This is a genomic window from Vibrio breoganii (assembly GCF_001677275.1).
Taxonomy (GTDB): Bacteria; Pseudomonadota; Gammaproteobacteria; order Enterobacterales; family Vibrionaceae; genus Vibrio; species Vibrio breoganii.
Window position 1 is genome coordinate 399,635 of record NZ_CP016177.1, and the last position, 25,545, is coordinate 425,179.

Consider the following 25,545-nt stretch of genomic DNA (forward strand, 5'->3'; position numbering starts at 1 on the left):
TTACTGTTTTTGGGGAGTGAAGTTTCTGGTGTCTTCACCAATCTCAACGGTTAGCTCTATTTGTTTTCCATCTCTCACCACCACCACTTGTACTTCAGCGCCAGGGCGAGCATCCGTCACCGCATCCATCACGTTCTGTCTATTGTCTGCAACCATATCACCAATTTTTACTATGATGTCTTGTGCTTTGATGCCGGCTTTATCTGCCGGTCCTTCAGGCTCAACACCAAGGACAATGATTCCACCAGTGAAATTGCCAGCGAGTAAGCGGTTGGTCATAGAGCTGATGTCTTGTCCATCAACACCAATATAGCCGCGGATGACACGGCCATCAGCAATGATTTTATTCATGATCTTCGTTGCGAGCTTTTGCGGAATGGCAAAGGAGATGCCGTAAGTTTCAAGATCGGTGGCTTGCTGGAAGGAAGCAGTGTTGATTCCGACGAGCTCGCCTTGAGAGTTCACCAGAGCTCCACCTGAGTTACCTTCATTAATTGCTGCATCGGTTTGAATGAAGGCCTGTCTTCCATCGGTACTAATAGACGAGCGTCCAGTGGCTGAGATAATGCCAAAGGTGGTGGTTTGCCCAAGGTTATAGGGGTTACCTATGGCAAGCACAATATCGCCGACCTTTGCCGTATAGTTTGGATTTAGAGGTATGACGGGGAGATCTGACATAGAGATTTGTAATACCGCAATGTCGGTTCGTCTGTCTTGGCCAATCAATTGAGCACTGGCCACTCGACCATCTTGTAGGGCAACGATTACCTGATCGGCACTGGCGACCACATGGTAATTGGTAATGATATAACCCTTGTCATTCACTATCACGCCGGAGCCCAAGCCTTGGGTTTTTAACTTACTGCGATTGTCTTCAGAGTATTGGCGACTGTAGATATTGACCACCGCAGGGGCAGCACGCCTCACTGCTTGGTTGAATGAAATTGGGCCAGATGCGACTAGCGCTTCATGAGGTTCGGTTGGCGCTGGTATGATTTTACTACGCAGGTCAGGTACCACAGCAATTACCAAGGCGGCTGCAACCAACCCAAGTAAAATAGAGCGTAATAATAATCTCAGCATGTTTCCCTCAAAAGTGCGATGTATTACAGCAAAGCATAACACTCAATTTTGAGTAAAGAAAAGGGAAGCCGTTGGGCTTCCCTAATTAGTTCAATGGTTTGCTTTATCTAACAACAATAACAACCTTACGATCACCACGTTGGACGTTAAGTGCGAGTACACCATCTTGCTTCTCTAAGACATCTCTGAATTCACCGAGGTTAGTCACGACTTGACGGTTAACACCGACAATGATGTCGCCTTGCTCGATCTGATAAGAAGCGGCCGGAGAGCCCTCTGCAACAGAAGTCACTTTCACGCCTTTGTATCCATCAGAATCTTTGGTGTTACTGAGCGCAGCGCCAGTTAATCCAGGATGAAGCTGTTCTGCTTTGGTTTGCTGAAGCTGTGATTCGCCGAGCGTGACATCAAACTCTTTCTTATCACCATCACGGATAACGCCTAGTTTGATCTCTTTACCGGCTCCGAGTGTCGCGACTTTAGCGCGAAGTTCACTAAAGGTATCAATGCGCTTGCCGTCAATTGAGACAATGATGTCTCCCGCTTGCAGACCTGCTTCATCGGCAGCGCTATCTGGCATGACCTGGTTTACGAAGGCGCCACGGCTTGACTCATAGCCTAACGCTTCAGCGAGCTCTGAGGTGATTTCGCCGCCTTGTACCCCTAACATGCCTCGCTTAACCTCACCAAACTCAATGATTTGATCGGTTAGGTTACGCATCATATTAGAAGGGATAGCAAAACCAATACCAACGTTGCCGCCATTCGGTCCCAAAATTGCGGTGTTGATACCAATCAACTCGCCGTTGAGGTTGACAAGTGCACCGCCAGAGTTACCACTATTAATAGCGGCATCGGTTTGAATAAAGTTTTCAAGGTTCTCAAGGTTCAATCCACTGCGACCCAGCGCCGATACAATACCAGAGGTCACGGTTTGACCGAGCCCAAACGGGTTGCCAATGGCCACAGTGAAATCGCCAACGCGCAGCTTATCTGAGTCTGCGAGTTTTATTTCGGTTAGTCCTTTCGCCTTCTTTTCAAGCTTGAGCAGGGCTACATCAGACATCTTGTCGCCGCCGACAAGCTCCGCATCGTATTCACGTCCATCGGTCAGCTGCACCTTGATGGTGTCTGCGCCGTTGATAACGTGGTAGTTGGTGACGATGTGGCCTTTATCTGCATCGATGATAACGCCAGAGCCCAGTCCGCGAAACGGGCGCTCTTGAACTTGGTCGGCTGGGAACTCATCGCCGAAGAAGAAACGAAAGCTTTCGGGAATACGTTGTGTTGATACTTGAGTACCTTCAACAGCAATACTTACGACTGCCGGTGAAACGCGCTCCAGCATAGGTGCTAAGCTTGGCAGTTCGTTGCCTTCAACCTGAACGGGTAGGGCTGCGCCAGCATGCAGCGGGGCAATAATTGAGCCCAAACTCAAGGCTACAACAGACAAGGCAAGCAAAGGTTTCTTCATCATTAACTCCTTTAAACACTATGAAGCTTGAGACATAAAAAATTTCAGCAAGTTCCGTTTCTAGATGAAAATCCAGAAAGCGTGAGTAGCTTCAAATTTTTGAATAGAATGACCTATGTTGCCTTGATGGCTTCTGGAGCCTTCAAGATTTCTTTCTGTTCTTCTTTCAGCATACCGGTTGCACCGTTTGCATAATCCTTTGGTGCTTCATTGCTTGAAGATTTAGCTTCTGAGCTTGCTTCTCTTGCTTCAAGTCGCTCGGCAAAAGGATTGTCTTGGGCCGGGAGATTGGGCAATAGCTCATTGGAAGTATTCGCCATGTGCTCATAGAGCTTGCGATATTCTTTCCCGATGTTATCTAAAATCTGAGCGGATTCAGAGAAGTGATCATTCAAATCTTGTCGCTGTTGCTCGAGCTCAAACTTTGAGGTTTCTAGTTCTTTTTGTATCTCTTTCTGTTTTTGATATTGCGGGGTGGTGACGCGAGAGATGATCACACCGATGATGATACCCACGAACAGGCCGACGATCGCATAAATCCAAGGCATAGCATTTCCTCTTGTTAATCTGTTAACAATCTAGTTACCGTGTTCTTACACTGCAACATACCTCATGTTACTATGAGAATCTTATCCAATAAAGAATCTAATGTAGTTCATCATTTAAAATGACACCCTTAGAAAAATATCAATACGATATCGAGCATCACGGCTTTCAATTTGACCCTCAACAGCAAGAGGCTGTGCAAGCCTTTGAACACTTGTACGAGCGGCTTCAACAATATGCTCAAACTCCTGCTCCCGAACCCAAAAAAGGTTGGCGTCAATGGTTTAATAAGCCTGAACCCACTAAGCCATTAGCACCGCAAGGACTCTATGTATGGGGTGGGGTCGGCCGTGGAAAGACCTACCTTATGGATAGCTTCTATGAGTTGTACCCAAGCGACAAGAAAATGCGTATGCACTTTCATCGTTTTATGTATCGAGTCCATGATGAACTGAAGCAACTGCAACAGCAAAGCGACCCCTTAGAGATTGTGGCTGATAAGTTTAAGAGTGAAGCCGATATTATCTGCTTTGATGAGTTTTTTGTCTCCGATATCACAGACGCCATGTTGCTCGGCACCTTGTTTCAGGCATTGTTTGCGCGAAACATGATTTTAATCGCGACCTCCAACATTCCGCCACACCTCCTGTATAGAAACGGCTTACAGCGAGCTCGCTTTTTGCCAGCAATCGAGTTGATCGAGAAAAACTGTCAGGTCTTTGAGTTAGACAGTGAGAATGACTTCCGCATGCGCACATTGCAGCAGGCTGAGCTCTATCATTATCCGTTAGACCTGCAAGCTCAACAAAACTTGGATGCTTATTTTGAAACCTTGAGTGCTATAAAGGTAGAAAGTGGAAAAGCGGAATCAGTCATAGAGGTGAATCATCGGCAGTTAGAGGTGCAAAGGGCATACAATGGTGTGTTGATGGCAAGTTTTGCTCAGTTGTGCCAAACCGCTCGCAGTCAAAACGATTACATTGAGTTGTCGAGGGAGTATCACACGGTGTTGCTAGCGGATGTGCCTAAATTGGATGCGAGCAATGATGATGCAGCGAGGCGCTTTATTGCCTTAGTGGATGAGTTCTATGAAAGGCGCGTCTGCCTTATTATTGCCGCCGCAGTGCCTTTGACCGAGCTGTATGCGGGTGGACGACTTGAATTTGAATTTCAGCGTTGTGAATCGCGACTCACTGAGATGCAGAGCAATGACTATTTAGCTGAAGAACACCTCGCCTAGTTCATGCTGTAGCTAGGGTATAGTAGAGACACTCACGCCTTGTGTTCTGGTGTTACGCACTAAAAAGCGTTCAAAAAACTCTCAAATAGGATTGCGTTTTTAGTAGGCTTCGGTATAATCCTGCGACCCACCGTTACTGCAGGTGATTTTCTTTATTGAAACTTACCAAAGAGTGCCACCACTCGAAGGGGTGATGACTGGGCTCTTAGACAGTGGGAGCATTTGCTCCTTTTAGTTTAAATTCAAATTAACGGGTTATTATTAGCATGAAAACTTTCGTTGCTAAACCAGAAACTGTAAAACGTGACTGGTATGTTGTAGACGCTGAAGGTAAAACTCTAGGTCGTCTTGCATCTGAAATCGCTTCTCGCCTACGCGGTAAGCACAAAGCTGAATACACACCTCACTGTGACACTGGTGATTACATCATCGTTGTTAACGCTGAGAAAGTTACTGTAACTGGTAACAAGGCTAAAGGTAAAGTGTATTACCGTCACTCTGAATTCCCAGGTGGTCTTAAATCTATCACTTTTGAAAAGTTGATCGATAAGAAACCAGAAATGGTTATCGAACTAGCTGTTAAAGGTATGTTACCACGTGGTCCTCTAGGCCGCGCAATGTACCGTAAGCTAAAAGTATACGCTGGCGCTGAGCACAACCATGCTGCTCAACAACCACAAGTACTAGACATCTAATCGGGGAAATTGGAAATGGCAGAGAATCAATACTACGGCACTGGTCGCCGCAAGAGCTCAGCTGCTCGTGTTTTCATTAAACCGGGCGCTGGTAACATCGTAATCAACAAGCGTAGCCTTGATGTTTACTTTGGTCGTGAAACTTCTCGTATGGTTGTTCGTCAGCCACTTGAGCTAGTTGAAATGTTAGACAAGCTAGACCTATACATCACTGTTTCTGGCGGTGGTATTTCTGGTCAAGCTGGCGCTATCCGTCACGGCATCACTCGTGCTCTTATGGAATACGATGAAACTCTACGTCCTGCTCTACGCGCAGCTGGCTACGTTACACGTGACGCACGTCAGGTTGAACGTAAGAAAGTTGGTCTACGTAAAGCACGTCGTAAGCCACAGTTCTCGAAGCGTTAATCTTTCTTTTCAGAAAGAGCAATGCTCCAGCCTTTTGGTTGGAATTGTGTCAAAAAAGCTCGGTTTTATACCGGGCTTTTTGTTTTTTTACCGCTTCAAAAACTCCTTTCTACTTAGTATCTTCCGCAGTGAATGTTTCACTTTCACCTCTTTTGTGACCTATGCTCTGATTTGCTTCAGATATGTTGTAAAAAAGTAGCTTTATCTTGTCTTAAAGTAGCGTTTTCTTTATCATTTCCCTCATAAAAATAGAATCAAAGTTTGAATTTTTAAGCCGTGCTCTGTTGAAGGAGTAATTCTATCCAAAGGAGCAAATGGGAGAATGTTGGATGAGCAATGCGCCACTAAATAATGGACGTCGCAAGTTTCTAACCGCCACCACAGCCGTGGTTGGGGGACTAGGAGCAGCAGCTGTCGCTGTACCCTTTATCAAATCTTGGAATCCAAGTGCTAGAGCTAAATCAGCTGGCGCTCCAGTTGAGTTCGATATCAGTAAGCTAGAAGAAGGGCAAATGGCCCGTGTAATCTGGCGTGGTCAACCTGTTTGGGTTGTTAAGCGTGGACAAGGTACGCTGGATGAACTTGGTCAGCTTGCTGATCAATTACGAGATCCAGACTCAGTTGAGGAACAACAACCGTCTTACGCACAAAACCCTTATCGTTCCTTGAAGCCAGAAATCTTTATCGCAGTAGGCCTATGTACTCACCTAGGTTGTTCTCCAACCTATCTGCCAAACAGCTTTGGCGAGCAAGTGAGCGGTGTGAAGTCAGGATTCTTCTGCCCATGTCATGGCTCTAAATTTGATATGGCTGGACGCGTTTTCCAAGGTGTTCCTGCACCTTATAACCTAGCCGTACCGCCACATATGTATCTGGATGATAATCTTATTTTAATCGGCGAAGACCAAGGAGAGGCGTAATGGAGGCTTTACTCGGCTGGATTGAAAAACGCATCCCGGCTATGAATACCTACCGCAAGCACATGTCGGAGTATCCACAGCCAAAGAACTCAAACTTCTGGTATATCTTTGGTGCGTTAGCAATGCTGGTTTTGGTCAACCAGATCGTTACTGGTATTTGGCTAACCATGAACTATGTGCCATCGGCAGAGGGCGCATTTGCTTCTGTTGAATACATCATGCGTGACGTAGAGTACGGTTGGCTTCTTCGCTACATGCACTCTACTGGCGCATCGTTCTTCTTTATTGTTGTTTATCTGCATATGTACCGCGGCCTCATCTACGGTTCATACCAAAAACCACGTGAACTCGTGTGGTTATTTGGTATGTTGTTGTTTGTGGTTCTGATGGCTGAGGCCTTCATGGGATACATGCTACCTTGGGGGCAAATGTCTTACTGGGGTGCTCAGGTAATCATAGGTTTGTTTGGTGCCATTCCAGTTATTGGTGATGACCTAACGCTATGGATTCGTGGCGATTACGTTATCTCTGGCGCAACTCTAAACCGCTTCTTCGCCCTGCACGTTATTGCTCTGCCAATCGTTCTGTTGCTGCTTGTTGCTTTGCATATATTGGCACTACACGAAGTAGGCTCTAACAACCCTGATGGTATCGATACTAAGCTGCCAAAAGGTTCTATGGGTGATGGCTACGAGCCGGAATTCAAGTTCCATGAAGACTACAGCAAGAAGTACGACATAATCGACTCAATGCCGTTCCACCCTTACGGTACGGTAAAAGATCTGTTCTATGTTGGCGTATTCTTATTGTTCTTTAGCTATGTGTTGTTTTATGCACCAGCGATGGGGGGCTTGTTCCTTGAGCCACCTAACTTCGAAGTTGCTAACCCACTTAAGACTCCTGAGCATATCGCGCCAGTTTGGTATTTCTCTCCGAACTATGCCATTTTGCGTGCTATCCCAGATAAGCTGATTGGCTTCGTCTTCTTTGGTGGTTCAATCGTTGTATTGTTCTTACTGCCTTGGCTAGATCGCTGTAATGTTCGCTCGTTCCGCTACCGCAGTAAGTTGCACCTAGTGAACTTGATCCAGTTTACGATATCGTTTGTTGGCCTAGGTGTGCTAGGTACACTGCCTGCAACTGAGCTGTACACGAACCTATCTCGTCTATTCAGTGTGGGTTACTTCATGTTCTTCGTTGTGTTGTTTATCTACAGCAAGAATGAAAAGACTAAGACACTACCGACAAGGATCACCAAATAATGAAAAAGTTATTCGTATTGTTATTTGCGCTAGTGCCTGCTCTTGGATTCGCAGCGGGCGGTAACTTCGCTCTGGATAAAGCAAACAATGATATTCGTGACAAAGCGTCTTTGCAGCGAGGTGCAAAGACGTTTATGAACTACTGTTTTGCTTGTCACTCAACTCAATACCAGCGTTACGAGCGTGTTGCAACAGACCTCGATATTCCTATTGACCTGATGCGTGAAAATCTGATGTTTGATTCAGAGGCAGCTGTTGGTGAACTGATGGTTAACAACATGCCAGCAGAGGATGCCGCCAAGTGGTTTGGTGTTGCGCCACCGGATCTAACGCTAACAGCTCGCGTACGCGGTGTAGATTGGTTATACACTTACCTGCGCTCTTTCTATGAAGATCCAAGTCGTCCATTTGGCGTGAACAACGTGATCTTCCCAAGCGTGGGTATGCCTCACGTGTTGCAAGAGATGCAAGGTGTGCCTCAGCCTGTTTTTGAAACAAAAATGGTGGGTGGTCAAGAGGAGCAAGTGGTTGTCGGCGTTAAAGCTGATGGCACTGGTGAGCTAAGTCAAAGTGAATATGATGACGCAGTGCGCGACCTTGTGAACTTCCTTGAATATGCGGGTGACCCTGTTCAGGTAGAACGTGAGAACTTGGGTATTTGGGTGTTGTTATTCCTAGTGATTTTCACTGGTGTTGGCTATCTTCTATATAAAGAGTATTGGCGTGACATTCACTGATTGTGATATCATATCGTGCTGATTTCTGTAATGGAGGCGTGTTGCCTCCATTCTTCTATTTAAAATTACTATACCGGAGGGCTCATGGCTGTAGCTGCCAATAAACGTTCTGTGATGACTCTATTCTCAAGTGCTACTGATATGGCTAGCCATCAGGTACGTATCGTTTTGGCTGAGAAAGGCGTAGCCGTCGAAGTTGAACTTGTTGACGAGGCGAACCTACCTGCTGAACTTGCAGAATTGAACCCATACAAATCTGTTCCAACTCTCGTTGATCGTGAACTTACACTGTACGATTCAAAGATCATCATGGAATACCTAGACGAGCGTTTCCCGCATCCGCCACTAATGCCTGTATACCCTGTCGATCGTGGTAAGAATCGTCTTATGATGTACCGCATTCAGCGTAACTGGTACAGCGTTGCAGAGAAAATCATCGCTACAACTGGCGAAGAACAAGAAAAAGCACGTCAAAAACTGCGTAATGACCTACTAATGCTTGGTCCTCTATTTGCAGAAAGCGAGTACTTCATGAGTGAAGACTTTAGCTTGATTGATTGCTACCTTGCTCCACTATTGTGGCGCTTGCCTACGTTCGGTATCGAGCTGACAGGTCCTGGTTCAAAAGAGCTTAAGATCTACATGAACCGCGTATTTGAGCGTGATTCATTCCTAGCTTCTTTGACTGAAGCAGAACGTGAGATGCGTCTAGTTCGTTAATGGATATTTCTGCAATGACTCCCCGTCGACCGTATCTGCTTCGCGCATTTTATGACTGGTTGGCGGAGAATGAACTGACTCCTCACTTAGTGGTTGACGCTACTATGCCAGGAGTACGCGTACCCGAAGAGTATGTACAAGATGGACAAATCATCTTGAACGTTGCTCCTCGTGCTGTAGGCAACCTAGAGATTGGCAACGAAGCGTTAACGTTTCATGCTCGTTTCGGTGGTCGACCTCATTCAGTTATCGTTCCTATCTACGCTGTGCAGGCTATCTATGCTCGCGAAAATGGCGCAGGAACTATGTTTGAGCCTGAAGAGGCTTATGACGATAACTTAGAGATGGAAGAAGAGAATCACTTGGCTTCTGCTGACTCTTTAACCGCGGTTGAAGATACAGTAGAAGTTGAAGTAGAGCCTTCTCCAGACCCTGATGATGAACCGCCAAGACCTAAAGGTCGTCCAAGCCTTCGCGTGGTGAAATAACACCAAAGAAAACAAAAAGAGGAGCCCTAGGGCTCCTCTTTTATTTTCTAAAGCTAACGCTAATAAAACAGCAATTAGTTTTCAATGGACTCTTCGACGATATCTCCAGAGCGGTCAATAACCACATCGCCTTCTATGATGTCACTCTCATCTGCTGCGCTATCGACTAGCGGTGCTTGTTCAAGTGCTGCATCTTCTACGCTAGCATCAACCACAGGGGCTTCTGCTGCAGGTGCCTTAGCATCGCTGGTTGGAGCTGGAGCTTTTTTGGCTTCTAAGGTGGCAAGGTCAGCAATCTCAAAACCACGAATCACCAATTTTACGCCACTAACATTGCGAGCTGTATCTGTGGCAATATCTGCGCTTTCAGGTGTGACGTAACCGAACAGGAATACTTCACCGTTCTCAGTAATCACTTTAACCGATACGCCTTTCAGCTTGTCTTCTCTCATTAGAGCGGATTTAACCTTAGCGGTGATCCAGCTGTCACGGCTCATCTGAGAGACATTGATAACCGGCTGTATGCGCAGTTGGTTATAGACCTTTTTAACGCCTGAAATCTTTTCAACATGTTCTTCAACTTGAGTGCTGAGCTCTTCTGTCGGCGCTTGGCCAATCAAGACCACTTTGCCTCTAAAGGAGCTCGCCGCTACACGAACTTTACCTGAGAATGGCGGTTTGTTACCTAAAGCAGCAGCTTCAAATTCGATATTATTATCGCTCCAGATCTCTCGCGTAGAGCGATCATCAGTCACGATATCAGAGGAGTCACTGACAAACATGCCCGCGCAACCAGAGAGAAGCAGCGATGCAAGTATTGTCGCTACATATAAAGAAAGCTTGCGAGTGTACAACATGGATCTAAATCCTCACTACGGGTAATTTTTATTCGACGTGTTCTGGAAATAATACCTGATCAATTAGGTCACAAAGACAGTGCAGAGTCAGCATATGAACTTCATGGATACGCGCGGTGCGATTGGATGGAATGCGGATTTCTACGTCGTGTTCACCTAAAAGGCCTGCCATTTCGCCACCATCTTTCCCCGTTAGGGCTATGATGGTCATGTCTCTTGTTACCGCAGCTTCCATCGCTTTGATGATGTTCTTGCTGTTACCACTGGTTGAGATCGCCAGTAAGATATCGCCTTGTTGGCCAATGGCTCTCACTTGTTTTGAAAACACTTCTTGGTAATGATAATCGTTGGCTACCGCCGTTAATGTGGCAATATCTGAGGTTAACGTCATCGCCGGTAGGCTAGGGCGTTCTGTCTCAAAGCGGTTTAAAAGACAAGAAACGAACTGCTGTGAGTTTGCGCTAGAACCGCCATTACCACAACAAAGAATCTTCTTACCATTTAGCAGAGTACTCACCATCGCTTGAGCGGCATGTGTGATGGCGTCTGGCAACTCTTCAGCGGCCGCGATTTGAATCTGTATGCTCTCTGTAAAGCTGGCTTTTATGCTATCGTGCATTTCTATCCTTCGACAATTGCGTTTTGTATCCACTCGACTTGGCTAAGCTCACTGCTAAGAGCCACCACATCGAATCGAAAATAGGTGTGTTCAGGGGAGAGATTGTTCTTACTCAACCACAACAAAGCGGTTTTTTTGAGTTTTGATTGCTTGGCTTTGGTAACGGCTTCTACGCCGCTACCGTAGTGATGCTGTTTTCGGTATTTCACCTCAACAAAAACAATCTCTCGTTGATCGCGCATTATTAGGTCAATTTCACCACATTTTGCGCGAAAATTCTTTTCTAAAAAGATGAGGCCTTGCTTCGCGAGATAACGCTGCGCTTTGGCCTCATATTTGTGCCCAATGGCAAGTCTATTTAGTAGACTCATACTCTGCCCAGCTAAGCTGGCGCTGCACTACACATTGCTCATCGATGCTCAACACGCCGGTTTGTCCTTGCAGTGAATGTCCAGGACTGACTTTCATGTTTGGCAAGGCATTGATGAGGCTGTAAGCATCCATACCCAGTGCACGTAGGCGTTTTTGCTGGTTGCTCGACTTTTCCCAGATGCCTTGCATCTGCGTGTCTAACTCCTCGTTCGGCTCTACCAACATTGGAATATCGCTGTAGATAACACCAGATAGATCTTGAGACGCACGCTTCACGCCAGTGTTGCTGCGCGAGTTTGCATACAGCTTAGGCGGTGTTGCCTCTGGGTTGATTGCCACGTTAATAAACGGCTTAATAAGGTTAAGCTCAGAATCACCCGCAATGATGTAGACGGCATCGATGTCTCTACGAGAACGCTGCTCCGACTCCATCTCCATTCCCATCAGCTTGTCCATCTGTGCGATACGTTTTTGGCTATCTTGTAGGCCAAATACGGTATTGATAGCAAACTGTAGTTGGTTTTTAGAGCGGAAGTAGGAAACGGCACTCTTGGTTTCGTTGTTCTTGTTCCATTCTTCATTGAACGCGTCAGCCATACGTTGGCCGTAGCTTCCACGTGGTGCAATGATCAATGGGTATTTAGCGCCAGTATCCGCTAGGTGTCTTGCTGCCTCAGCCGCTTCTTGCTCTGGAGATAAGGTTACGTAACAGAAGTCAGAGCCTTCTAGAATCTCTTTCGGGAAGTTAAGGGCTAGCATAGGGATTGGGTTGTCGCTGTCTTGCTGAAGTTCTTGCAGCTCTTCAATGGTATTGCGCATCAAAGGACCTACTACAAAGTCAACATTCTGCTCTTCCAGTTGTTGCTGAATCTGAGTTGTGTCGTTCTTGTTACTATCAATAACAACGTACTCTGCTTCTGGAAGCCTAGCTTCATCACTCATCATAGCGAAAACAAAGCCATCTCTGATTACTTCAGCTTGCTTCGCAAACTTGCCACTTAGAGGAAGAACCAGTGCGGTCTTATTTGGCTGAACGATCTCTAAAGCTAAAATGTCTTTTATTTCCTGCGGCGTATAGAGCGATGCAGGATGGCTAAAGTTCTCGTCAATCCAAGCTTGCAATGATTTTTGCAGCTTAGGAAGGTTGTGGCTGTATGACTGGTTGGCGATAGCCAACTCTTGCCACCCTTTAAGCTCATGCTCGTTTTCAGCAATCTGCATTGCCTTGAGTTCGTCGACAGTGACGCTGTTCATTAATGCCCAGATTTGGTCAACGTTCTCTTGCTGTTGCTCTTCCGATAGAAAGTCTGCGCGCAGTACTTGCTCTCTTGCAGCATCTAGTGGCTGGTAAAGATCTTGATAGATCTCAGAGCGCAATTCGTAGTAGCGTTGCCACTGTGTGCGTTCTAGTCGCCATTCATTGCGAAAGTTAAGTTGCTTTAAGGCATCGGTTGGCTGTTCTTCATTAAGAAGCAGTTGAGCTCGTGCTAATTGCCATTCAGCCTGTTGTGTCTCTGACATGTTTTGCTGTGCTAGACGCTGGATAATGCGATTTGCTAGGCCAGCATTATCTTCTTCAACCGCGGCTTTTAAAGATAAAATTAACCAATCAATTTGTTCGGAACCGTCAGAAGAATCAGCCTTGATCAGGTAGTATTCTGAGGTTTGAGTTGGCTGATTGAGAATATTGGATTGTTGCGCAGCTTCTGGATCAGAAGAGGGACTTGAACAAGCCGCAAGAAGTACAGACAATGCAATGGGAGTAAGAATGCGTGATACACTGTATCCAGATCGATTTTTTTGCGCCATGAGTTCTTTAATAATTGTGGATTAATTACCTCTATATTAATCCCTCAAGTGACGGTAAACAAATGACAGATAACAATTCTTTTGATTCTTCGACAGCGACCCTCTATATCGTCCCTACTCCAATAGGGAATTTAGGCGATATTACGCAGCGCGCTATTGAAGTTTTGAACGGTGTAGACTTGATTGCAGCGGAAGATACACGTCACACAGGACGACTGCTTTCACACCTAAATGTAGGCACGCGTACCTTTGCTCTGCACGACCACAATGAGCAACAGAAATCTCAAGTTCTCGTTGAAAAACTCCTTGAAGGTCAATCAATTGCGTTGGTTTCCGATGCAGGGACTCCTCTAATCAGCGACCCTGGCTATCACTTGGTTAATCAGTGTCGTCAGGCTGGCGTTCGCGTTGTGCCTTTACCGGGAGCTTGCGCGGTCATCACTGCATTGAGCGCGGCAGGCTTGCCGTCGGATCGCTTTAGCTTCGAAGGTTTCTTACCTCCAAAGAGTAAAGGAAGAAAAGATCGCTTCTTGGAGCTCGCTAAGGTCGAACGCACCTGTATTTTCTATGAATCGCCGCACCGCATCATGGATTCTCTCGCGGATATGCTTCAAGTATTAGGCCCAGATCGCCAAGTAGTGTTAGCTCGCGAGTTAACTAAGACGTTTGAAACCATACAAGGTATGCCTTTGGGTGAACTCATTCCTTGGCTTGAAGAAGACGCTAACCGTATTCGCGGCGAAATGGTGTTGCTGGTTCACGGTTACCGTGAAGAAAGCAGTGATGAATTGCCAGAAGAAGCGCGACGTACTTTGGCTATATTGACTAAAGAACTGCCGTTGAAGAAAGCGGCAGCTCTAACCGCAGAGATCTATAGTTTGAAAAAGAATGCGCTATATAAGTGGGGACTTGAGCACATCGAGTAGCGGATAGGCGGTTAAGCCCTTATTTGATTAGACATCTGTGATCTTTGTCAGTACAATCCGCCCCGGAGCTAACCAGATAGTCGCTGCTTCGTTGATGTCCTTAGGGAGACTGACGGAGGGGAGGAAAGTCCGGGCTTCATAGAGCAGGGTGCCAGGTAACGCCTGGGGGGCGCAAGCCCACGACAAGTGCAGCAGAGAGAAGACCGCCGATGACCTTCGGGTACAGGTAAGGGTGAAAGGGTGCGGTAAGAGCGCACCGTGCGACTGGCAACAGTTCGTAGCAGGGTAAACTCCACCCGAAGCAAGACCAAATAGGCTCTCACATTGCGTTGCTCGCGTAAGAGGGCGGGTAGGTTGCTCGAGCCAGTGAGCGATTGCTGGCCTAGACGAATGGCTATCACCGCGCAAGCGGATACAGAACCCGGCTTATAGGTAAGCTCCACCTATTAAAAAAGCCCCGCCTTGGCGGGGCTTTTTGCTATCTAAAACCGATCAAAATGCTCTTTGCTTCTTTATATAGGACGCTTTCCCTTCGAGCTAAACACATCAAAGGTGCAACCCCTTGCACTGTTTAAGTAATTATTTGGTGATTTTACTTACTAACGCTGACTAAACCAGACTATTTCAGTACACTAAGCTAATAGTTATCTAAATTAAATCGAGCTTTTGTAATGAGCGAATCCTTTAAACACGTCTCCGTTTTACTCGACGAATCCGTTGATGGCCTGAACATCAAACCCGATGGTACTTATATCGACGGTACCTTTGGACGCGGTGGTCACAGCCGAGTTATTTTGTCTAAACTGGGCGAGAATGGTCGACTGTTTAGTATTGATAGAGATCCACAAGCCATCGCTGAAGCTGCGAAGATTGATGACCCTAGATTTACCATTATCCATGGCCCATTTTCAGGTATGGAAGGCTATGCACAAGAGCGAGGTCTTGTCGGCAAGGTCGACGGTGTGCTTCTTGATCTTGGTGTTTCTTCTCCACAGTTAGATGATGCAGAACGTGGCTTTAGCTTTATGAAGGATGGCCCGCTCGATATGCGTATGGACCCAACATCAGGGATCCCTGTATCAAAGTGGCTACAAGATGCCGATGTTGAAGACATTACTTGGGTGATTCGTGAGTTTGGTGAAGATAAGCATGCATGGCGCATCGCCAAAGCTATTGTTGCCTATCGTGAGAATGAAGAAAACGAACCACTTGTTCGTACGGGACAACTAGCGAAGCTTATCTCTGACGCAGCCCCAAAAAGCTTTAAAGAGAAAAAGCACCCAGCGACTCGCTCATTTCAGGCATTTCGCATCTACATCAACAGTGAGTTGGATGAGATTGCCACAGCCTTGAATGGGGCGAAGAATATTTTAGCGGAAGAGGGGCGCTTGTCTGTGATTAGTTTCCACTCTCTAGAAGATAGAATGGTGAAGCAATTCATGCGCAAGGAAAGCCGTGGTCCGCAGGTTCCGCATGGTATTCCTATGACTGAAGAGCAGATTCGTGCGCTAGGCAGTGCCGCAATGAAAACAGTGGGTAAGGCAATTAAGCCATCACTTTCAGAATTGGACGTCAATATTAGAGCAAGAAGCTCAGTATTAAGGATTGCCGAAAAGCTATGAGTGAATCAGGGAAGTTGATTCAAACTGAAGTGCCATTATTAGGGAAGATCATTGTACGCGATCTGTTTACCGCAGGTCGTGTGCCACTTTTTTTGTTGATTCTTCTCTTTTTTAGCGCAATAACTGTAGTGCTCACCACGCATATGACGCGACAAGCGATCTCTCAAAAAGATGTCGCTCTGGAGGGTCGTGAGCAGCTAGATGAAGAGTGGCGCAATCTTATCCTCGAGGAGAATGCTCTTTCCGAACACAGTCGTGTCCAGAAAATGGCAACCTCAGAACTCGAAATGAAGCGACCAGACTCTGATAAGGAAGTCATAGTTAAACTGTAATGAAACCGACTAAAAAGAAACCCGCCAAGACAACCAAAAAGCGCACCCCTAGAAAGGTAGAACCCAGCAAAGTGGTTTCTGCTGATACCAGTATCATTAATTGGCGCTATCTAACGGTACTGGGCTTTATTTTATTGCTACTTGGTGCGTTACTCGCAAGGGTAGCTTACATCCAAGTTATTGAACCAGATACATTAATTGAACGTGGTGATATGCGTTCGGTTAGGGTGAAAGCAATGCCTTCTGCACGTGGGATCATCTCAGATCGCAATGGCGAGCAGATAGCAGTAAGTGTTCCGGTAGAAGCGGTTTATGCCGATCCTCGAAATATTTTCACTAAGGGTGATGCATTAACCGATGTGGCTCGCTGGCATGCTCTGGCAGATGTACTGCAGCTCGATAGAGAGGCATTAATAGAGCGAATTGAGAAAAATAAAAATCGCCGTTTTATCTATCTACAACGCCAAGTTAGCCCTGCAATGGCTAAGTACATCAAAGAGTTAAAATTAAAAGGCATCGGTCTGAGAGATGAATCTCGTCGCTATTACCCAACGGGAGAGATTAGTGCTCACGTTGTGGGAGTGACAGGTATTGATAGCCACGGACTTGAAGGTGTTGAACGTAGCTACGATGAATACTTATCCGGTCAAGCGGGCTCGCGTAAGGTTCGTAAAGACCGCGATGGCCGAGTGGTAGAGAACATCTCTATGACCGAGAGCAAGCAAGGTAACCCGCTGCAGCTCACTATAGATCAGCGCTTACAGGCCATTGCGTATCGCGCGATCAAACAAGCGGTAGCGGATCATAGGGCGACATCGGGCAGTGTTGTCTTACTAGATGTGAAAACCGGTGGGATATTGGCTATGGTCAACTCCCCATCGTATAACCCGAATACTCGCGATCAGTTACAATCTTTCCGCATGCGAAATCGAGCTATTACTGATTCACTAGAGCCTGGTTCGTCGGTGAAGCCATTTGTAGTCTTGGCAGCATTAGATAATGGTACTGCTGATCTGAATACGGTTATCGATACCGGTAATGGTGTCATGCGTGTTGGAGGAAGCCGAGTACGAGATACCTCTAAAGTGGGTAAGGCCGATCTAAAAACCATCCTTAAGAAGTCGAGCAACATTGGTGTTGCTACCTTGGCTTTGGATATGCCGCTAGATTCTCTTTTAGGTATGTATCAGTCTATTGGCTTTGGCTCTACGTCTGGAATTAACCTTGTCGGTGAAACAACGGGCTTGTTCCCTAATCGTCGACGTTGGTCTCAGTTTGAAATCGCGACACTCGCCTTTGGTTATGGCTTATCCGTCACGCCGCTTCAACTTGCTCATGCCTATGCGACCTTAGGGAGCTACGGGAGCTTCAAACCTCTGCACATTATTAAAGACGCCAAGAACCTTGATGCTAAGCAGGTTGCAGATCCTGAGCATGCTCGTGAAGTGCTGGAAATGTTGGAAGCTGTGACGCTTAAAGGAGGCACCGCGACACGTGCTGCCGTACCTGGTTATCGTGTAGGTGCTAAAACGGGTACCTCGCGTAAGGCTAAGGCGGGTGGCTACAGTGATGAGTACGTCACCATCACTGCCGGTGTAGCACCGATCAGCAACCCTCGAGTGGCTCTGGTTGTCGTGGTGAATGAGCCACAAGGTGATGATTATTACGGTGGCTCAGTAGCTGCCCCTGTTTTTTCCGAAGTTTTGAAGGGAGCACTGCAGATCTTGAATGTGCCGCCCGATGCTAATAAAAGTTAAGAAATAGTATGAATGTTCAATGCACACTGCAGCACCTTGTTCAGCCTTGGCTGAATAATCTAAGTGAGAAACTGGGTCAGATCTCTGTGTCGGACTTAGAGCTAGATAGCAGGCAAATCCAGCCGGGTTCTACCTTCGTAGCCATTAAAGGGCATACCGTTGACGGCAGACGCTTCATCTCAAATGCGGTAAAAGCCGGAGCGAGTCTGGTGATAGCTGAAAGTGATGACGATTATCCTCATGGCAGTACCGTATGGATGGGTGAAACCCCTGTATTGTATTTGGATAGCCTGAGCTTGAACCTGTCTGCGATAGCGAGCCGATTATATCGCTTTGATAACATGGATCTTATTGCTGTTACTGGCACAAATGGCAAAACCACGATTACGCAAATTATCGCCCAGTGGCTAGATAGTGTAGGCAAGCAAGCTGCGGTTATGGGCACTACGGGGAATGGTTTTCTTTCTTCTCTCAAAGAGGCAAAAAATACCACAGGCAGTGCGATTGAAGTGTGCAAAACGCTATCGCAATTAAGTGGACTAGGCGCTGATATCACTGCTCTGGAAACCTCGTCACATGGCTTGGTTCAGCATCGTATCAAGGCGTTAAAGTTTGTGGCGGCGGTGTTTACCAATCTAAGTCGAGACCACCTTGATTATCACGGAAGTATGGCGGAATACGCTAAGGCAAAACTGAGCCTATTTACCGAGCATTCGTGCAAACATAAGGTGATCAATGCCGATGATTCTGTAGGTCAGGAGTGGTTAGAACTATTGCCTGATGCGATAGCGGTATCTTTGCTAGAAAAGCCTCAAACTAAACAATATATGTACGCGAGCAATGTTCGTTACTCAGAGCAGGGTATCGAGATTAGCTTTGAGAGTAGTTGGGGGAAAGGAGTACTAAAGGCACCACTTATCGGTGAGTTTAATGCAAGTAACCTGCTACTTGGCTTTACCACTCTTCTTAGTTTGGGCTTTGATATCAGGGCTTTACAAAAGGCAGCAACACAATTGCAGCCGGTCATTGGCCGAATGGAACTCTTTCAAACGGCTGACAAAGCTAAAGTAGTGGTGGACTATGCTCATACTCCAGATGCATTGGAAAAAGCATTGTGCGCCTTGCGAGTGCATTGTGAAGGACAGTTGTGGGCGATCTTTGGTTGTGGTGGCGACAGAGACAGTGGCAAGCGTCCTATGATGGCTCAGGTCGGTGAACGATTCGCAGACCGCGTTATTCTTGCTGACGACAACCCGCGTAGCGAAGATCCCGCTCTCATTATCCAAGACATGCTAAAAGGCGTTTTAAATCAACAATCTGTGACTGTTGAACATGATAGATTCAAAGCCTTGTCCTATGCTATTGAACAGGCAACGTCTAAAGACATTATTTTACTGGCCGGTAAAGGGCACGAGGATTATCAAATCTTAGGAGATGACACCATTCATTACTCTGATCGTGAATCGGCAATGACCTTGTTGGAGCTAATTTAATGATAAGCACTCAATTATCGGATATGGCCCTCGCTGTAGACGGACGTTTGCTTGGAAGCAACTTAGCAATTGAGTCAGTTTCCACGGACAGTCGCAACATAGGCTGCAATGGATTGTTTGTGGCTTTAGTTGGAGAGCGCTTTGATGCTCATAACTTTTGCGAACAAGCGGTAGAGCAGGGCGCCGTTGCGTTATTAGTAGAAAAAGAACTGCCATTGCCCGTTCCACAGCTCATTGTCGACGATACTAAGTTGGCCTTAGGAAAATTAGGCGCTTGGAATTTTGCTAAAGCTGATATGCCTAAGGTGGCGATCACTGGCAGTTGTGGCAAAACCACAGTCAAAGAGATGCTAGCCTCAATTTTATCTTTGCGAGGCGAGGTTTTAGCCACCGCAGGAAACTTCAATAACGATATTGGCGCTCCACTTACTCTGCTGCGTGCCACAGAGCAACACGATTTTTCTGTGATTGAATTGGGCGCAAACCATGAGCACGAAATTGAATATACAGTGAACTTAGTCCAGCCCGATATTGCTCTAGTGAATAATGTTGCCGCCGCTCACCTTGAGGGGTTTGGCTCAATGCAGGGCATTATGAAAGCGAAGGGAGAGATATTCTCCACCTTAGATGAAGGCGGTCTTGCACTGTATAACTTAGAGAGCCAAGGCGGAGAGTTATGGCAAGCCTTACTTGAAAATAAACGAGTACAAACCTTCTCTTTAGATAATTCGCTGGCTGAGTACTATGCAGGCAATATTGCTATAGATAGCAATGGCTTAGCGAGTTTCCATCTGCATACCCCATTTGGTATGGCAGAGGTGAAATTAGGGGTTGTTGGTCGCCATAATGTAGCGAATGCAGTAGCGGCAGCAGCGATAGCCTTAAATTTGGGAACTGACCTGCCAACGGTAGTTCGTGGGCTTGAATCGGTGGCTCAAGTTAAGGGACGGGTTGCAGTTGAGCAACTCACAGACAAAATACGTCTTATTGATGACAGTTATAATGCCAGCGTACCGGCGATGAAGGCTGCTGCTGACTTGCTTGGCACGTTTGAAGGGAGCCGCTGGCTTATCTTGGGATTTATGGCTGAATTAGGCAAAGAAAGTCTTGAACTTCATCGGCAAGTCGGTGAATATGCAGCAAAATTTGGGTTTGAGCATGTACTGACTTATGGGGATGACACTAAGGTAATTAGTGATGTGACTCATGGGCGTCATTTTGAAGATCACCAAAGCCTGATGGCTTTCATTGAACAACAACTCTCTACTCAACCACACACTCAACATACTTTGCTCGTTAAGGGCGCAAACAGTGCGCAGATGAGCAAGATTGCCGCTGCTTTGAAGGAGAAGCTTAAATGATTATCTGGCTAGCGGATTTATTACAGCCTTATTTTTCGTTCTTTCGTCTTTTTGATTATCTTTCTTTTCGTTCGATACTCAGTGTTATAACTGCTTTATGTCTATCCCTGTGGATGGGGCCTAAGTTGATCCGACGTTTGCAGTTGCTGCAGATCGGTCAGGTAGTTCGTCATGACGGTCCAGAATCACACCTAAGCAAGCATGGTACACCGACCATGGGCGGTGTAATGATTCTCGCCGCGATTACTATTACAGTATTGCTGTGGGCAAATCTTTCTAACCCCTATGTATGGGCGGTGCTCGCTGTACTGCTTGGCTATGGCGCGGTAGGTTTTGTGGATGACTACCGCAAGGTCGTGCGCAAAAACACCGATGGCTTGATAGCGCGTTGGAAATATTTCTGGCAATCGGCCATCGCTATAGTGGTGGCTTTTGCACTGTATGCTCATGGTAAAGATACAGCCGCCACTCAGCTGGTGGTGCCATTTTTCAAAGACATCATGCCGCAATTAGGCCTGCTTTATATTGTTCTCACCTACTTTGTTATCGTCGGTACCAGTAATGCAGTAAACCTAACCGATGGCTTGGATGGTCTCGCTATTATGCCGACCATTTTGGTGGCGGCAGGTTTTGCGGTTATTGCGTATGCGACGGGTAACGTCAACTTCGCACAATACCTGCATATTCCCTATATTCCTTACACCAGTGAGTTAGTGATCTTCTGTACCGCTATTGTCGGTGCTGGTCTTGGGTTCTTGTGGTTTAACACCTATCCAGCTCAAGTATTTATGGGCGATGTAGGTTCTCTTGCGTTAGGCGGTGCCTTGGGCACAATCGCAGTTCTTGTACGCCAAGAGTTCGTATTGGTCATTATGGGTGGTGTATTTGTAATGGAGACCCTGTCGGTAATTCTTCAGGTAGGCTCTTACAAATTGCGCGGACAACGAGTGTTCCGCATGGCACCTATCCACCACCACTATGAGCTAAAAGGCTGGCCTGAGCCGCGCGTTATTGTTCGTTTTTGGATCATCTCTATCGTGCTAGTACTGATTGGTCTGGCTACGCTGAAGGTGCGTTAATCCATGGCTCAATGGCAAGGTATTCGTGAGGTCGTTGTAGTAGGGCTTGGAATCACAGGTTTATCTGTGGTTAAGCACCTGCAAAAGGTTTCTGCGCAATTGGATGTGCCACTGAACATTCGAGTGATTGATACTCGGGCTGTAGCGCCAGGTGCTGATCAGTTGTCTGATGATGTTTCATTGCACAGTGGCGGTTGGGATCAGCAATGGCTTAATGAGGCAGACCTCATCGTGGCAAGTCCAGGCATAGCGCTTGCTACGCCGCAGTTAGCTCAGGCTATTGACTTGGGTGTACCTGTAGTCGGTGACATTGAGTTATTTGCGTGGGCAGTGAATAAGCCTGTGCTAGCGATCACGGGTTCTAATGGCAAGAGCACGGTGACTGATCTTACGGGTGTTATGGCTAACGCTGCTGGAGTGAAAACAGCGGTTGGTGGCAACATTGGCGTACCGGCACTTGAACTGCTCAACAGCGATGCTGACTTATACGTGCTTGAGCTATCAAGCTTTCAGCTCGAAACCACCTCAAGCCTAAAACTGCGAGCGGCCGCGTTTCTCAATCTATCCGAAGATCACATGGATAGGTATGAGGGAATGCACGATTATCGCCAGGCTAAGCTGCGTATTTTTGAGCATGCCGAGGTTAAGATCGTCAATGCTGATGATAAGGCAACCTATCCAGAAGATATCGAAGGACTGATAGAATTTGGGGTTGCTACTGGCGAATATAAGTTGTCTGATTATCAAGGGCAGACGTGGCTAACTGGCCATGAACAGCGCCTACTTGCAGCAAATGAGCTCTCTATTGTCGGTCAGCATAATATGCTCAATGCAATTGTGGCTATTGCACTATTGGAATCTGCGGGCATTAAAGTCGAATCTTCGCTCGACGCACTAAAGACTTACACAGGCCTGACGCACCGCTGTCAGGTGGTGAGTCGTGAAAACGATATTATCTGGGTCAACGACTCTAAGGCGACCAATGTTGCCAGTACATTAGCGGCGTTAAAGGGGCTGAAAATTGCCGGTCGTTTGTATTTACTCGTTGGCGGTGATGGCAAAGGGGCTGATTTTAGTGAACTAAAACCGGCGCTTGCCTCTTTGGATGTTGAGCTTTGTTGCTTTGGTGCCGATGGTAAGCAGTTGATTTCATTATCTGAAAACAGTGTTTACTTTGATAGCATGCAAGAAGCGGTTACTGCCATTCGACAGAAAGCTAAAGCAGGTGATATGGTGATGTTATCTCCGGCCTGTGCCAGTTTCGATCAGTTTGCAAATTTTATGCAGCGCGGAGAAGTGTTTACTCAGCTCGCTCAGACGCAGGATGCTTAGCATCTGCTATGCGTAGCAGGATGCAAATCAATCTAGAGATTAGGACAAAGTGAGAAATATGCGTTGGCTCTCTCGTTTCCATGGAAAGGAATCGACTCCCACATTAAGCCCTGAGCAAGAATCCTCTGAAGAGTCGCTAGACGACGTTCAGCAATACTCTGCATTGCCAGTGCTATTTGATAGACAGTTAGTGTGGCTATCACTGATCCTTATGCTGATAGGTTTAGTGATGGTGACGTCTGCGTCGCTACCTGTTAGTTACTCCCATTATGGTTATCCGTTCCATTATGCGATTCGTCACGCCTTTTATCTGTGCCTAGCGCTCGGTGTGATGGGGGTTGTCATACATGTTCCTACTGAGTATTGGTTAAAGCACAGCTCTAAGTTGCTGTTTACCAGTATGATCTTACTCGTTGTGGTGCTGTTGGCTGGTAAGTCAGTAAACGGTGCATCGCGCTGGATTCCTCTCGGTCCCATTAACTTCCAGCCAGCAGAGTTGGCTAAGCTCGCGCTGTTTGTTTTTATGGCAAGCTACCTATACCGCAAGCAGCAGGAAGTAAGATCGAGCTTTAAGAGTGGCTTCTTCAAGCCCTTTATTGTCTTTGCCTTATCGGCTCTCTTACTCTTAGGACAACCAGACCTTGGTACCGTAGTGGTAATGTTGGTGACTATCTTCGGTATGCTGTTTATTGCAGGTGCCAAGCTATGGCAGTTCCTTGCCTTAGTGTTTGCTGGTGTCATGGGGATTGGCGTTCTGATCCTAATTGAGCCATACCGAATGAAGCGTGTGACTTCGTTTCTCGACCCGTGGGAAGACCCCTTTGGTAGTGGCTACCAATTGACTCAGTCACTAATGGCTTTTGGTCGAGGTGAGTGGTTTGGTCAAGGGCTAGGAAACTCAATTCAAAAGCTCGCTTATCTTCCTGAGGCACATACCGACTTTGTATTTGCGGTGATGGGGGAGGAGCTGGGCTTTATTGGTGTGACGGGGATTCTACTGCTGATATTTGCCTTGGTGTTTAAATCGGTATTTATCGGCAAGCGAGCCTTTGATGCCGGTGATGTGTTTAGTGGCTATCTGGCGTTAGGCTTTGGTATCTGGTTTGCCTTTCAGACTGTGGTTAACGTTGGCGCAGCTGCAGGTATGGTACCCACCAAAGGTTTAACTCTACCCCTGATCAGCTATGGTGGCTCGAGTCTTATCATAATGTCCATCGCGGTAGCTATCGTGATACGAATCGATCATGAGCATCGAGTATTAGATTATAAAGAGTCGTTACAAGCAGACGACGTGAAACAAGATGAAGTAAAGCAAGGTGTAGCCGAACAATGACAAACAATAAAAAGCGACTCTTGGTGATGGCAGGAGGCACTGGCGGCCACGTTTTTCCTGGGCTTGCAGTAGCGAAATATCTGCAGCAACAAGGATGGGAAATCCGTTGGTTAGGTACGGCTGATCGCATGGAAGCCGACCTTGTACCAAAGCACGGTATCGAGATAGATTTCATTAAGGTCAAAGGGCTGCGAGGCCAAGGCTTAGGTAAATTAATCAAGGCACCTTTTCAAATTATTAATGCCATTGCCCAGGCGAAAGCGCACATTAAACGCTACAACCCTGATGTGGTTTTAGGAATGGGCGGCTATGTTAGCGGCCCGGGTGGTATCGCTGCACGTCAGTGCGGTATTCCATTGGTGTTGCATGAACAAAACGCTGTGGCAGGGCTGACTAATGGTTGGCTGGCTAAGGTAGCAAGCAAGGTATTCCAAGCCTTTCCTGGTGCATTCCCTAATGCCGAGGTCGTGGGAAATCCAGTTAGAACTGATGTGGTCGCGCTTGAGTCGCCACAGACAAGGCTAGAATCTCGCGAGGGTGATATTCGAATCTTGGTGATGGGCGGCAGCCAAGGTGCGCGCATTTTAAATCACACATTGCCTGAAACCATTGCAGAGCTAGGCAGTGGCTATACGGTTTGGCATCAAGTGGGTAAAGATAACTTTGAAGACGTCGAGTCTCGTTATCAACAAGCGGGCGTTCAACAAGCGAAGGTCACCGAGTTCATTGATGACGTAGCGGCTGCGTATGAATGGGCCGACTTGATCGTTTGCCGCTCTGGTGCGTTGACCGTTTCTGAGGTTTCAGCAGCAGGCTTGGCGGCGATATTCATCCCGTACCCGCATAAAGATAGACAACAAGCGCTCAATGGCGATTACCTAGTCGACGCTGACGCTGCCAAAATGATTGAGCAGCAGAACCTTTCTGCCGCCAAATTAACACAAACCATTCAGGGGCTAGATAGAGCCTCATTGCTCGAGATGGCAATTAAGTCACGTCAAGCGGCTAAGCTTGATGCAGATAAAGTGGTTGCAGAGGCAATAGTCGCTCTAAGCAACCGCAGTGATAAATAATCTCGAA

The 25,545-nt window shown here is 46.7% G+C and carries 25 protein-coding genes and 1 other RNA gene; 19 read left to right on the forward strand and 7 right to left on the reverse strand.

From position 1 onward, the window contains the following. The 3 genes from degS to zapG all read right to left on the reverse strand — a co-directional run bounded on the left by degS (position 1) and on the right by zapG (position 3,105). The gene (gene degS / locus A6E01_RS01965; protein WP_065209450.1) at positions 1-1,083 is read right to left on the reverse strand and encodes an outer membrane-stress sensor serine endopeptidase DegS; all 1,083 of its coding nucleotides are present in this window, start codon (positions 1,081-1,083) and stop codon (positions 1-3) included. A 103-nt stretch (positions 1,084-1,186) separates the two neighbouring features. Further along, positions 1,187-2,557 carry a Do family serine endopeptidase gene (locus tag A6E01_RS01970; RefSeq protein ID WP_065209451.1) on the reverse strand — a complete coding sequence of 457 codons (1,371 nt, stop codon included), beginning with the start codon at positions 2,555-2,557 and terminating at the stop codon, positions 1,187-1,189. Between the two features lie 113 nt (positions 2,558-2,670). Then, the gene (gene zapG / locus A6E01_RS01975) at positions 2,671-3,105 is read right to left on the reverse strand and encodes a Z-ring associated protein ZapG (RefSeq protein ID WP_065209452.1); all 435 of its coding nucleotides are present in this window, start codon (positions 3,103-3,105) and stop codon (positions 2,671-2,673) included. A 119-nt stretch (positions 3,106-3,224) separates the two neighbouring features. On the opposite strand from zapG, the gene zapE reads away from it, so the two are divergent. The 8 genes from zapE to sspB all read left to right on the forward strand — a co-directional run bounded on the left by zapE (position 3,225) and on the right by sspB (position 9,573). Further along, on the forward strand, positions 3,225-4,343 hold the full coding sequence (zapE, locus tag A6E01_RS01980; RefSeq protein WP_065209453.1) for a cell division protein ZapE: 1,119 nt from the start codon (positions 3,225-3,227) through the stop codon (positions 4,341-4,343). 266 nt (positions 4,344-4,609) lie between these two features. Then, a complete protein-coding gene (rplM, locus tag A6E01_RS01985) occupies positions 4,610-5,038 on the forward strand; it encodes a 50S ribosomal protein L13 (RefSeq protein ID WP_017026824.1) in 429 nt (142 codons plus the stop codon). Between the two features lie 15 nt (positions 5,039-5,053). Then, a complete protein-coding gene (gene rpsI, locus A6E01_RS01990; protein ID WP_017026825.1) occupies positions 5,054-5,446 on the forward strand; it encodes a 30S ribosomal protein S9 in 393 nt (130 codons plus the stop codon). 329 nt (positions 5,447-5,775) lie between these two features. Beyond that, positions 5,776-6,366, forward strand: a complete 591-nt coding sequence (gene petA, locus A6E01_RS01995) for a ubiquinol-cytochrome c reductase iron-sulfur subunit (RefSeq protein WP_017026826.1) — start codon at positions 5,776-5,778, stop codon at positions 6,364-6,366. Continuing rightward, positions 6,366-7,628 (forward strand): cytochrome b, encoded by a 1,263-nt coding sequence (locus A6E01_RS02000; protein ID WP_017026827.1) that lies wholly within the window; start codon positions 6,366-6,368, stop codon positions 7,626-7,628. Before petA ends, A6E01_RS02000 begins: the two co-directional genes overlap by 1 nt. Beyond that, entirely contained in the window at positions 7,628-8,365 is a 738-nt protein-coding gene (locus tag A6E01_RS02005; RefSeq protein WP_017243596.1) for a cytochrome c1, read from the forward strand. Before A6E01_RS02000 ends, A6E01_RS02005 begins: the two co-directional genes overlap by 1 nt. Before the next feature lie 84 nt (positions 8,366-8,449). Next, the gene (gene sspA, locus A6E01_RS02010; RefSeq protein WP_017026829.1) at positions 8,450-9,085 is read left to right on the forward strand and encodes a stringent starvation protein SspA; all 636 of its coding nucleotides are present in this window, start codon (positions 8,450-8,452) and stop codon (positions 9,083-9,085) included. Further along, positions 9,085-9,573, forward strand: coding sequence for a ClpXP protease specificity-enhancing factor (gene sspB / locus A6E01_RS02015; RefSeq protein ID WP_017031317.1), 489 nt, complete (start codon positions 9,085-9,087; stop codon positions 9,571-9,573). Before sspA ends, sspB begins: the two co-directional genes overlap by 1 nt. A 74-nt stretch (positions 9,574-9,647) precedes the next feature. Here sspB and A6E01_RS02020 read toward each other — a convergent pair whose 3' ends face one another. Genes A6E01_RS02020 through A6E01_RS02035 form a run of 4 tightly spaced genes read right to left on the reverse strand, consistent with a single transcriptional unit; the run spans position 9,648 to position 13,230 of the window. Then, positions 9,648-10,430, reverse strand: coding sequence for a BON domain-containing protein (locus A6E01_RS02020; RefSeq protein ID WP_065209454.1), 783 nt, complete (start codon positions 10,428-10,430; stop codon positions 9,648-9,650). A 28-nt stretch (positions 10,431-10,458) separates the two neighbouring features. Then, entirely contained in the window at positions 10,459-11,049 is a 591-nt protein-coding gene (locus tag A6E01_RS02025) for a phosphoheptose isomerase (protein WP_017026832.1), read from the reverse strand. A gap of 2 nt (positions 11,050-11,051) precedes the next feature. After that, complete coding sequence (locus A6E01_RS02030) at positions 11,052-11,420, reverse strand: YraN family protein (protein ID WP_017026833.1); 369 nt, start codon at positions 11,418-11,420, stop codon at positions 11,052-11,054. Next, positions 11,404-13,230 (reverse strand): penicillin-binding protein activator, encoded by a 1,827-nt coding sequence (locus A6E01_RS02035; protein WP_017243595.1) that lies wholly within the window; start codon positions 13,228-13,230, stop codon positions 11,404-11,406. Before A6E01_RS02035 ends, A6E01_RS02030 begins: the two co-directional genes overlap by 17 nt. Before the next feature lie 62 nt (positions 13,231-13,292). On the opposite strand from A6E01_RS02035, the gene rsmI reads away from it, so the two are divergent. The 11 genes from rsmI to murG all read left to right on the forward strand — a co-directional run bounded on the left by rsmI (position 13,293) and on the right by murG (position 25,538). Continuing rightward, positions 13,293-14,156 carry a 16S rRNA (cytidine(1402)-2'-O)-methyltransferase gene (gene rsmI / locus A6E01_RS02040; RefSeq protein WP_017031314.1) on the forward strand — a complete coding sequence of 288 codons (864 nt, stop codon included), beginning with the start codon at positions 13,293-13,295 and terminating at the stop codon, positions 14,154-14,156. Between the two features lie 64 nt (positions 14,157-14,220). After that, positions 14,221-14,601, forward strand: an RNA gene (gene rnpB / locus A6E01_RS02045) — RNase P RNA component class A. A 226-nt stretch (positions 14,602-14,827) separates the two neighbouring features. Then, complete coding sequence (gene rsmH, locus A6E01_RS02050) at positions 14,828-15,778, forward strand: 16S rRNA (cytosine(1402)-N(4))-methyltransferase RsmH (RefSeq protein ID WP_017031313.1); 951 nt, start codon at positions 14,828-14,830, stop codon at positions 15,776-15,778. Continuing rightward, positions 15,775-16,110 (forward strand): cell division protein FtsL, encoded by a 336-nt coding sequence (gene ftsL, locus A6E01_RS02055; RefSeq protein WP_017026837.1) that lies wholly within the window; start codon positions 15,775-15,777, stop codon positions 16,108-16,110. The genes rsmH and ftsL overlap by 4 nt, the downstream gene beginning before the upstream one ends. Continuing rightward, positions 16,110-17,867, forward strand: a complete 1,758-nt coding sequence (locus A6E01_RS02060; protein WP_017031312.1) for a peptidoglycan glycosyltransferase FtsI — start codon at positions 16,110-16,112, stop codon at positions 17,865-17,867. The genes ftsL and A6E01_RS02060 overlap by 1 nt, the downstream gene beginning before the upstream one ends. An 8-nt stretch (positions 17,868-17,875) precedes the next feature. Next, positions 17,876-19,360 (forward strand): UDP-N-acetylmuramoyl-L-alanyl-D-glutamate--2,6-diaminopimelate ligase, encoded by a 1,485-nt coding sequence (gene murE, locus A6E01_RS02065; RefSeq protein ID WP_017026839.1) that lies wholly within the window; start codon positions 17,876-17,878, stop codon positions 19,358-19,360. Continuing rightward, positions 19,360-20,721: a UDP-N-acetylmuramoyl-tripeptide--D-alanyl-D-alanine ligase gene (locus A6E01_RS02070; RefSeq protein WP_017026840.1), complete on the forward strand. Its 1,362-nt coding sequence runs from the start codon at positions 19,360-19,362 to the stop codon at positions 20,719-20,721. Before murE ends, A6E01_RS02070 begins: the two co-directional genes overlap by 1 nt. Then, positions 20,718-21,800, forward strand: coding sequence for a phospho-N-acetylmuramoyl-pentapeptide-transferase (gene mraY, locus A6E01_RS02075; RefSeq protein ID WP_017026841.1), 1,083 nt, complete (start codon positions 20,718-20,720; stop codon positions 21,798-21,800). The genes A6E01_RS02070 and mraY overlap by 4 nt, the downstream gene beginning before the upstream one ends. Before the next feature lie 3 nt (positions 21,801-21,803). Beyond that, complete coding sequence (gene murD, locus A6E01_RS02080) at positions 21,804-23,132, forward strand: UDP-N-acetylmuramoyl-L-alanine--D-glutamate ligase (RefSeq protein ID WP_065209455.1); 1,329 nt, start codon at positions 21,804-21,806, stop codon at positions 23,130-23,132. A gap of 58 nt (positions 23,133-23,190) precedes the next feature. Then, positions 23,191-24,465 (forward strand): cell division protein FtsW, encoded by a 1,275-nt coding sequence (ftsW, locus tag A6E01_RS02085; RefSeq protein ID WP_065209456.1) that lies wholly within the window; start codon positions 23,191-23,193, stop codon positions 24,463-24,465. Beyond that, positions 24,462-25,538 (forward strand): undecaprenyldiphospho-muramoylpentapeptide beta-N-acetylglucosaminyltransferase, encoded by a 1,077-nt coding sequence (murG, locus tag A6E01_RS02090; RefSeq protein WP_017026844.1) that lies wholly within the window; start codon positions 24,462-24,464, stop codon positions 25,536-25,538. The genes ftsW and murG overlap by 4 nt, the downstream gene beginning before the upstream one ends. The last annotated feature ends 7 nt before the right edge of the window (positions 25,539-25,545 follow it).

What these genes read in the sequence shown, in the direction of transcription:
- rplM (WP_017026824.1), top strand. Translation starts at nt 4,610, where the DNA reads ATGAAAACTTTCGTTGCTAAACCAGAAACTGTAAAACGTGACTGGTAT.
- rpsI (WP_017026825.1), top strand. Translation starts at nt 5,054, where the DNA reads ATGGCAGAGAATCAATACTACGGCACTGGTCGCCGCAAGAGCTCAGCT.
- rsmH (WP_017031313.1), top strand. Translation starts at nt 14,828, where the DNA reads ATGAGCGAATCCTTTAAACACGTCTCCGTTTTACTCGACGAATCCGTT.
- A6E01_RS02030 (WP_017026833.1), bottom strand. Translation starts at nt 11,420, where the DNA reads ATGAGTCTACTAAATAGACTTGCCATTGGGCACAAATATGAGGCCAAA.
- A6E01_RS02060 (WP_017031312.1), top strand. Translation starts at nt 16,110, where the DNA reads ATGAAACCGACTAAAAAGAAACCCGCCAAGACAACCAAAAAGCGCACC.
- zapG (WP_065209452.1), bottom strand. Translation starts at nt 3,105, where the DNA reads ATGCCTTGGATTTATGCGATCGTCGGCCTGTTCGTGGGTATCATCATC.
- A6E01_RS02025 (WP_017026832.1), bottom strand. Translation starts at nt 11,049, where the DNA reads ATGCACGATAGCATAAAAGCCAGCTTTACAGAGAGCATACAGATTCAA.
- mraY (WP_017026841.1), top strand. Translation starts at nt 20,718, where the DNA reads ATGATTATCTGGCTAGCGGATTTATTACAGCCTTATTTTTCGTTCTTT.
- rsmI (WP_017031314.1), top strand. Translation starts at nt 13,293, where the DNA reads ATGACAGATAACAATTCTTTTGATTCTTCGACAGCGACCCTCTATATC.
- A6E01_RS01970 (WP_065209451.1), bottom strand. Translation starts at nt 2,557, where the DNA reads ATGAAGAAACCTTTGCTTGCCTTGTCTGTTGTAGCCTTGAGTTTGGGC.
- petA (WP_017026826.1), top strand. Translation starts at nt 5,776, where the DNA reads ATGAGCAATGCGCCACTAAATAATGGACGTCGCAAGTTTCTAACCGCC.
- murE (WP_017026839.1), top strand. Translation starts at nt 17,876, where the DNA reads ATGAATGTTCAATGCACACTGCAGCACCTTGTTCAGCCTTGGCTGAAT.
- murD (WP_065209455.1), top strand. Translation starts at nt 21,804, where the DNA reads ATGGCTCAATGGCAAGGTATTCGTGAGGTCGTTGTAGTAGGGCTTGGA.
- A6E01_RS02005 (WP_017243596.1), top strand. Translation starts at nt 7,628, where the DNA reads ATGAAAAAGTTATTCGTATTGTTATTTGCGCTAGTGCCTGCTCTTGGA.
- zapE (WP_065209453.1), top strand. Translation starts at nt 3,225, where the DNA reads ATGACACCCTTAGAAAAATATCAATACGATATCGAGCATCACGGCTTT.
- ftsL (WP_017026837.1), top strand. Translation starts at nt 15,775, where the DNA reads ATGAGTGAATCAGGGAAGTTGATTCAAACTGAAGTGCCATTATTAGGG.
- A6E01_RS02035 (WP_017243595.1), bottom strand. Translation starts at nt 13,230, where the DNA reads ATGGCGCAAAAAAATCGATCTGGATACAGTGTATCACGCATTCTTACT.
- A6E01_RS02020 (WP_065209454.1), bottom strand. Translation starts at nt 10,430, where the DNA reads ATGTTGTACACTCGCAAGCTTTCTTTATATGTAGCGACAATACTTGCA.
- murG (WP_017026844.1), top strand. Translation starts at nt 24,462, where the DNA reads ATGACAAACAATAAAAAGCGACTCTTGGTGATGGCAGGAGGCACTGGC.
- A6E01_RS02000 (WP_017026827.1), top strand. Translation starts at nt 6,366, where the DNA reads ATGGAGGCTTTACTCGGCTGGATTGAAAAACGCATCCCGGCTATGAAT.
- A6E01_RS02070 (WP_017026840.1), top strand. Translation starts at nt 19,360, where the DNA reads ATGATAAGCACTCAATTATCGGATATGGCCCTCGCTGTAGACGGACGT.
- ftsW (WP_065209456.1), top strand. Translation starts at nt 23,191, where the DNA reads ATGCGTTGGCTCTCTCGTTTCCATGGAAAGGAATCGACTCCCACATTA.
- sspB (WP_017031317.1), top strand. Translation starts at nt 9,085, where the DNA reads ATGGATATTTCTGCAATGACTCCCCGTCGACCGTATCTGCTTCGCGCA.
- sspA (WP_017026829.1), top strand. Translation starts at nt 8,450, where the DNA reads ATGGCTGTAGCTGCCAATAAACGTTCTGTGATGACTCTATTCTCAAGT.
- degS (WP_065209450.1), bottom strand. Translation starts at nt 1,083, where the DNA reads ATGCTGAGATTATTATTACGCTCTATTTTACTTGGGTTGGTTGCAGCC.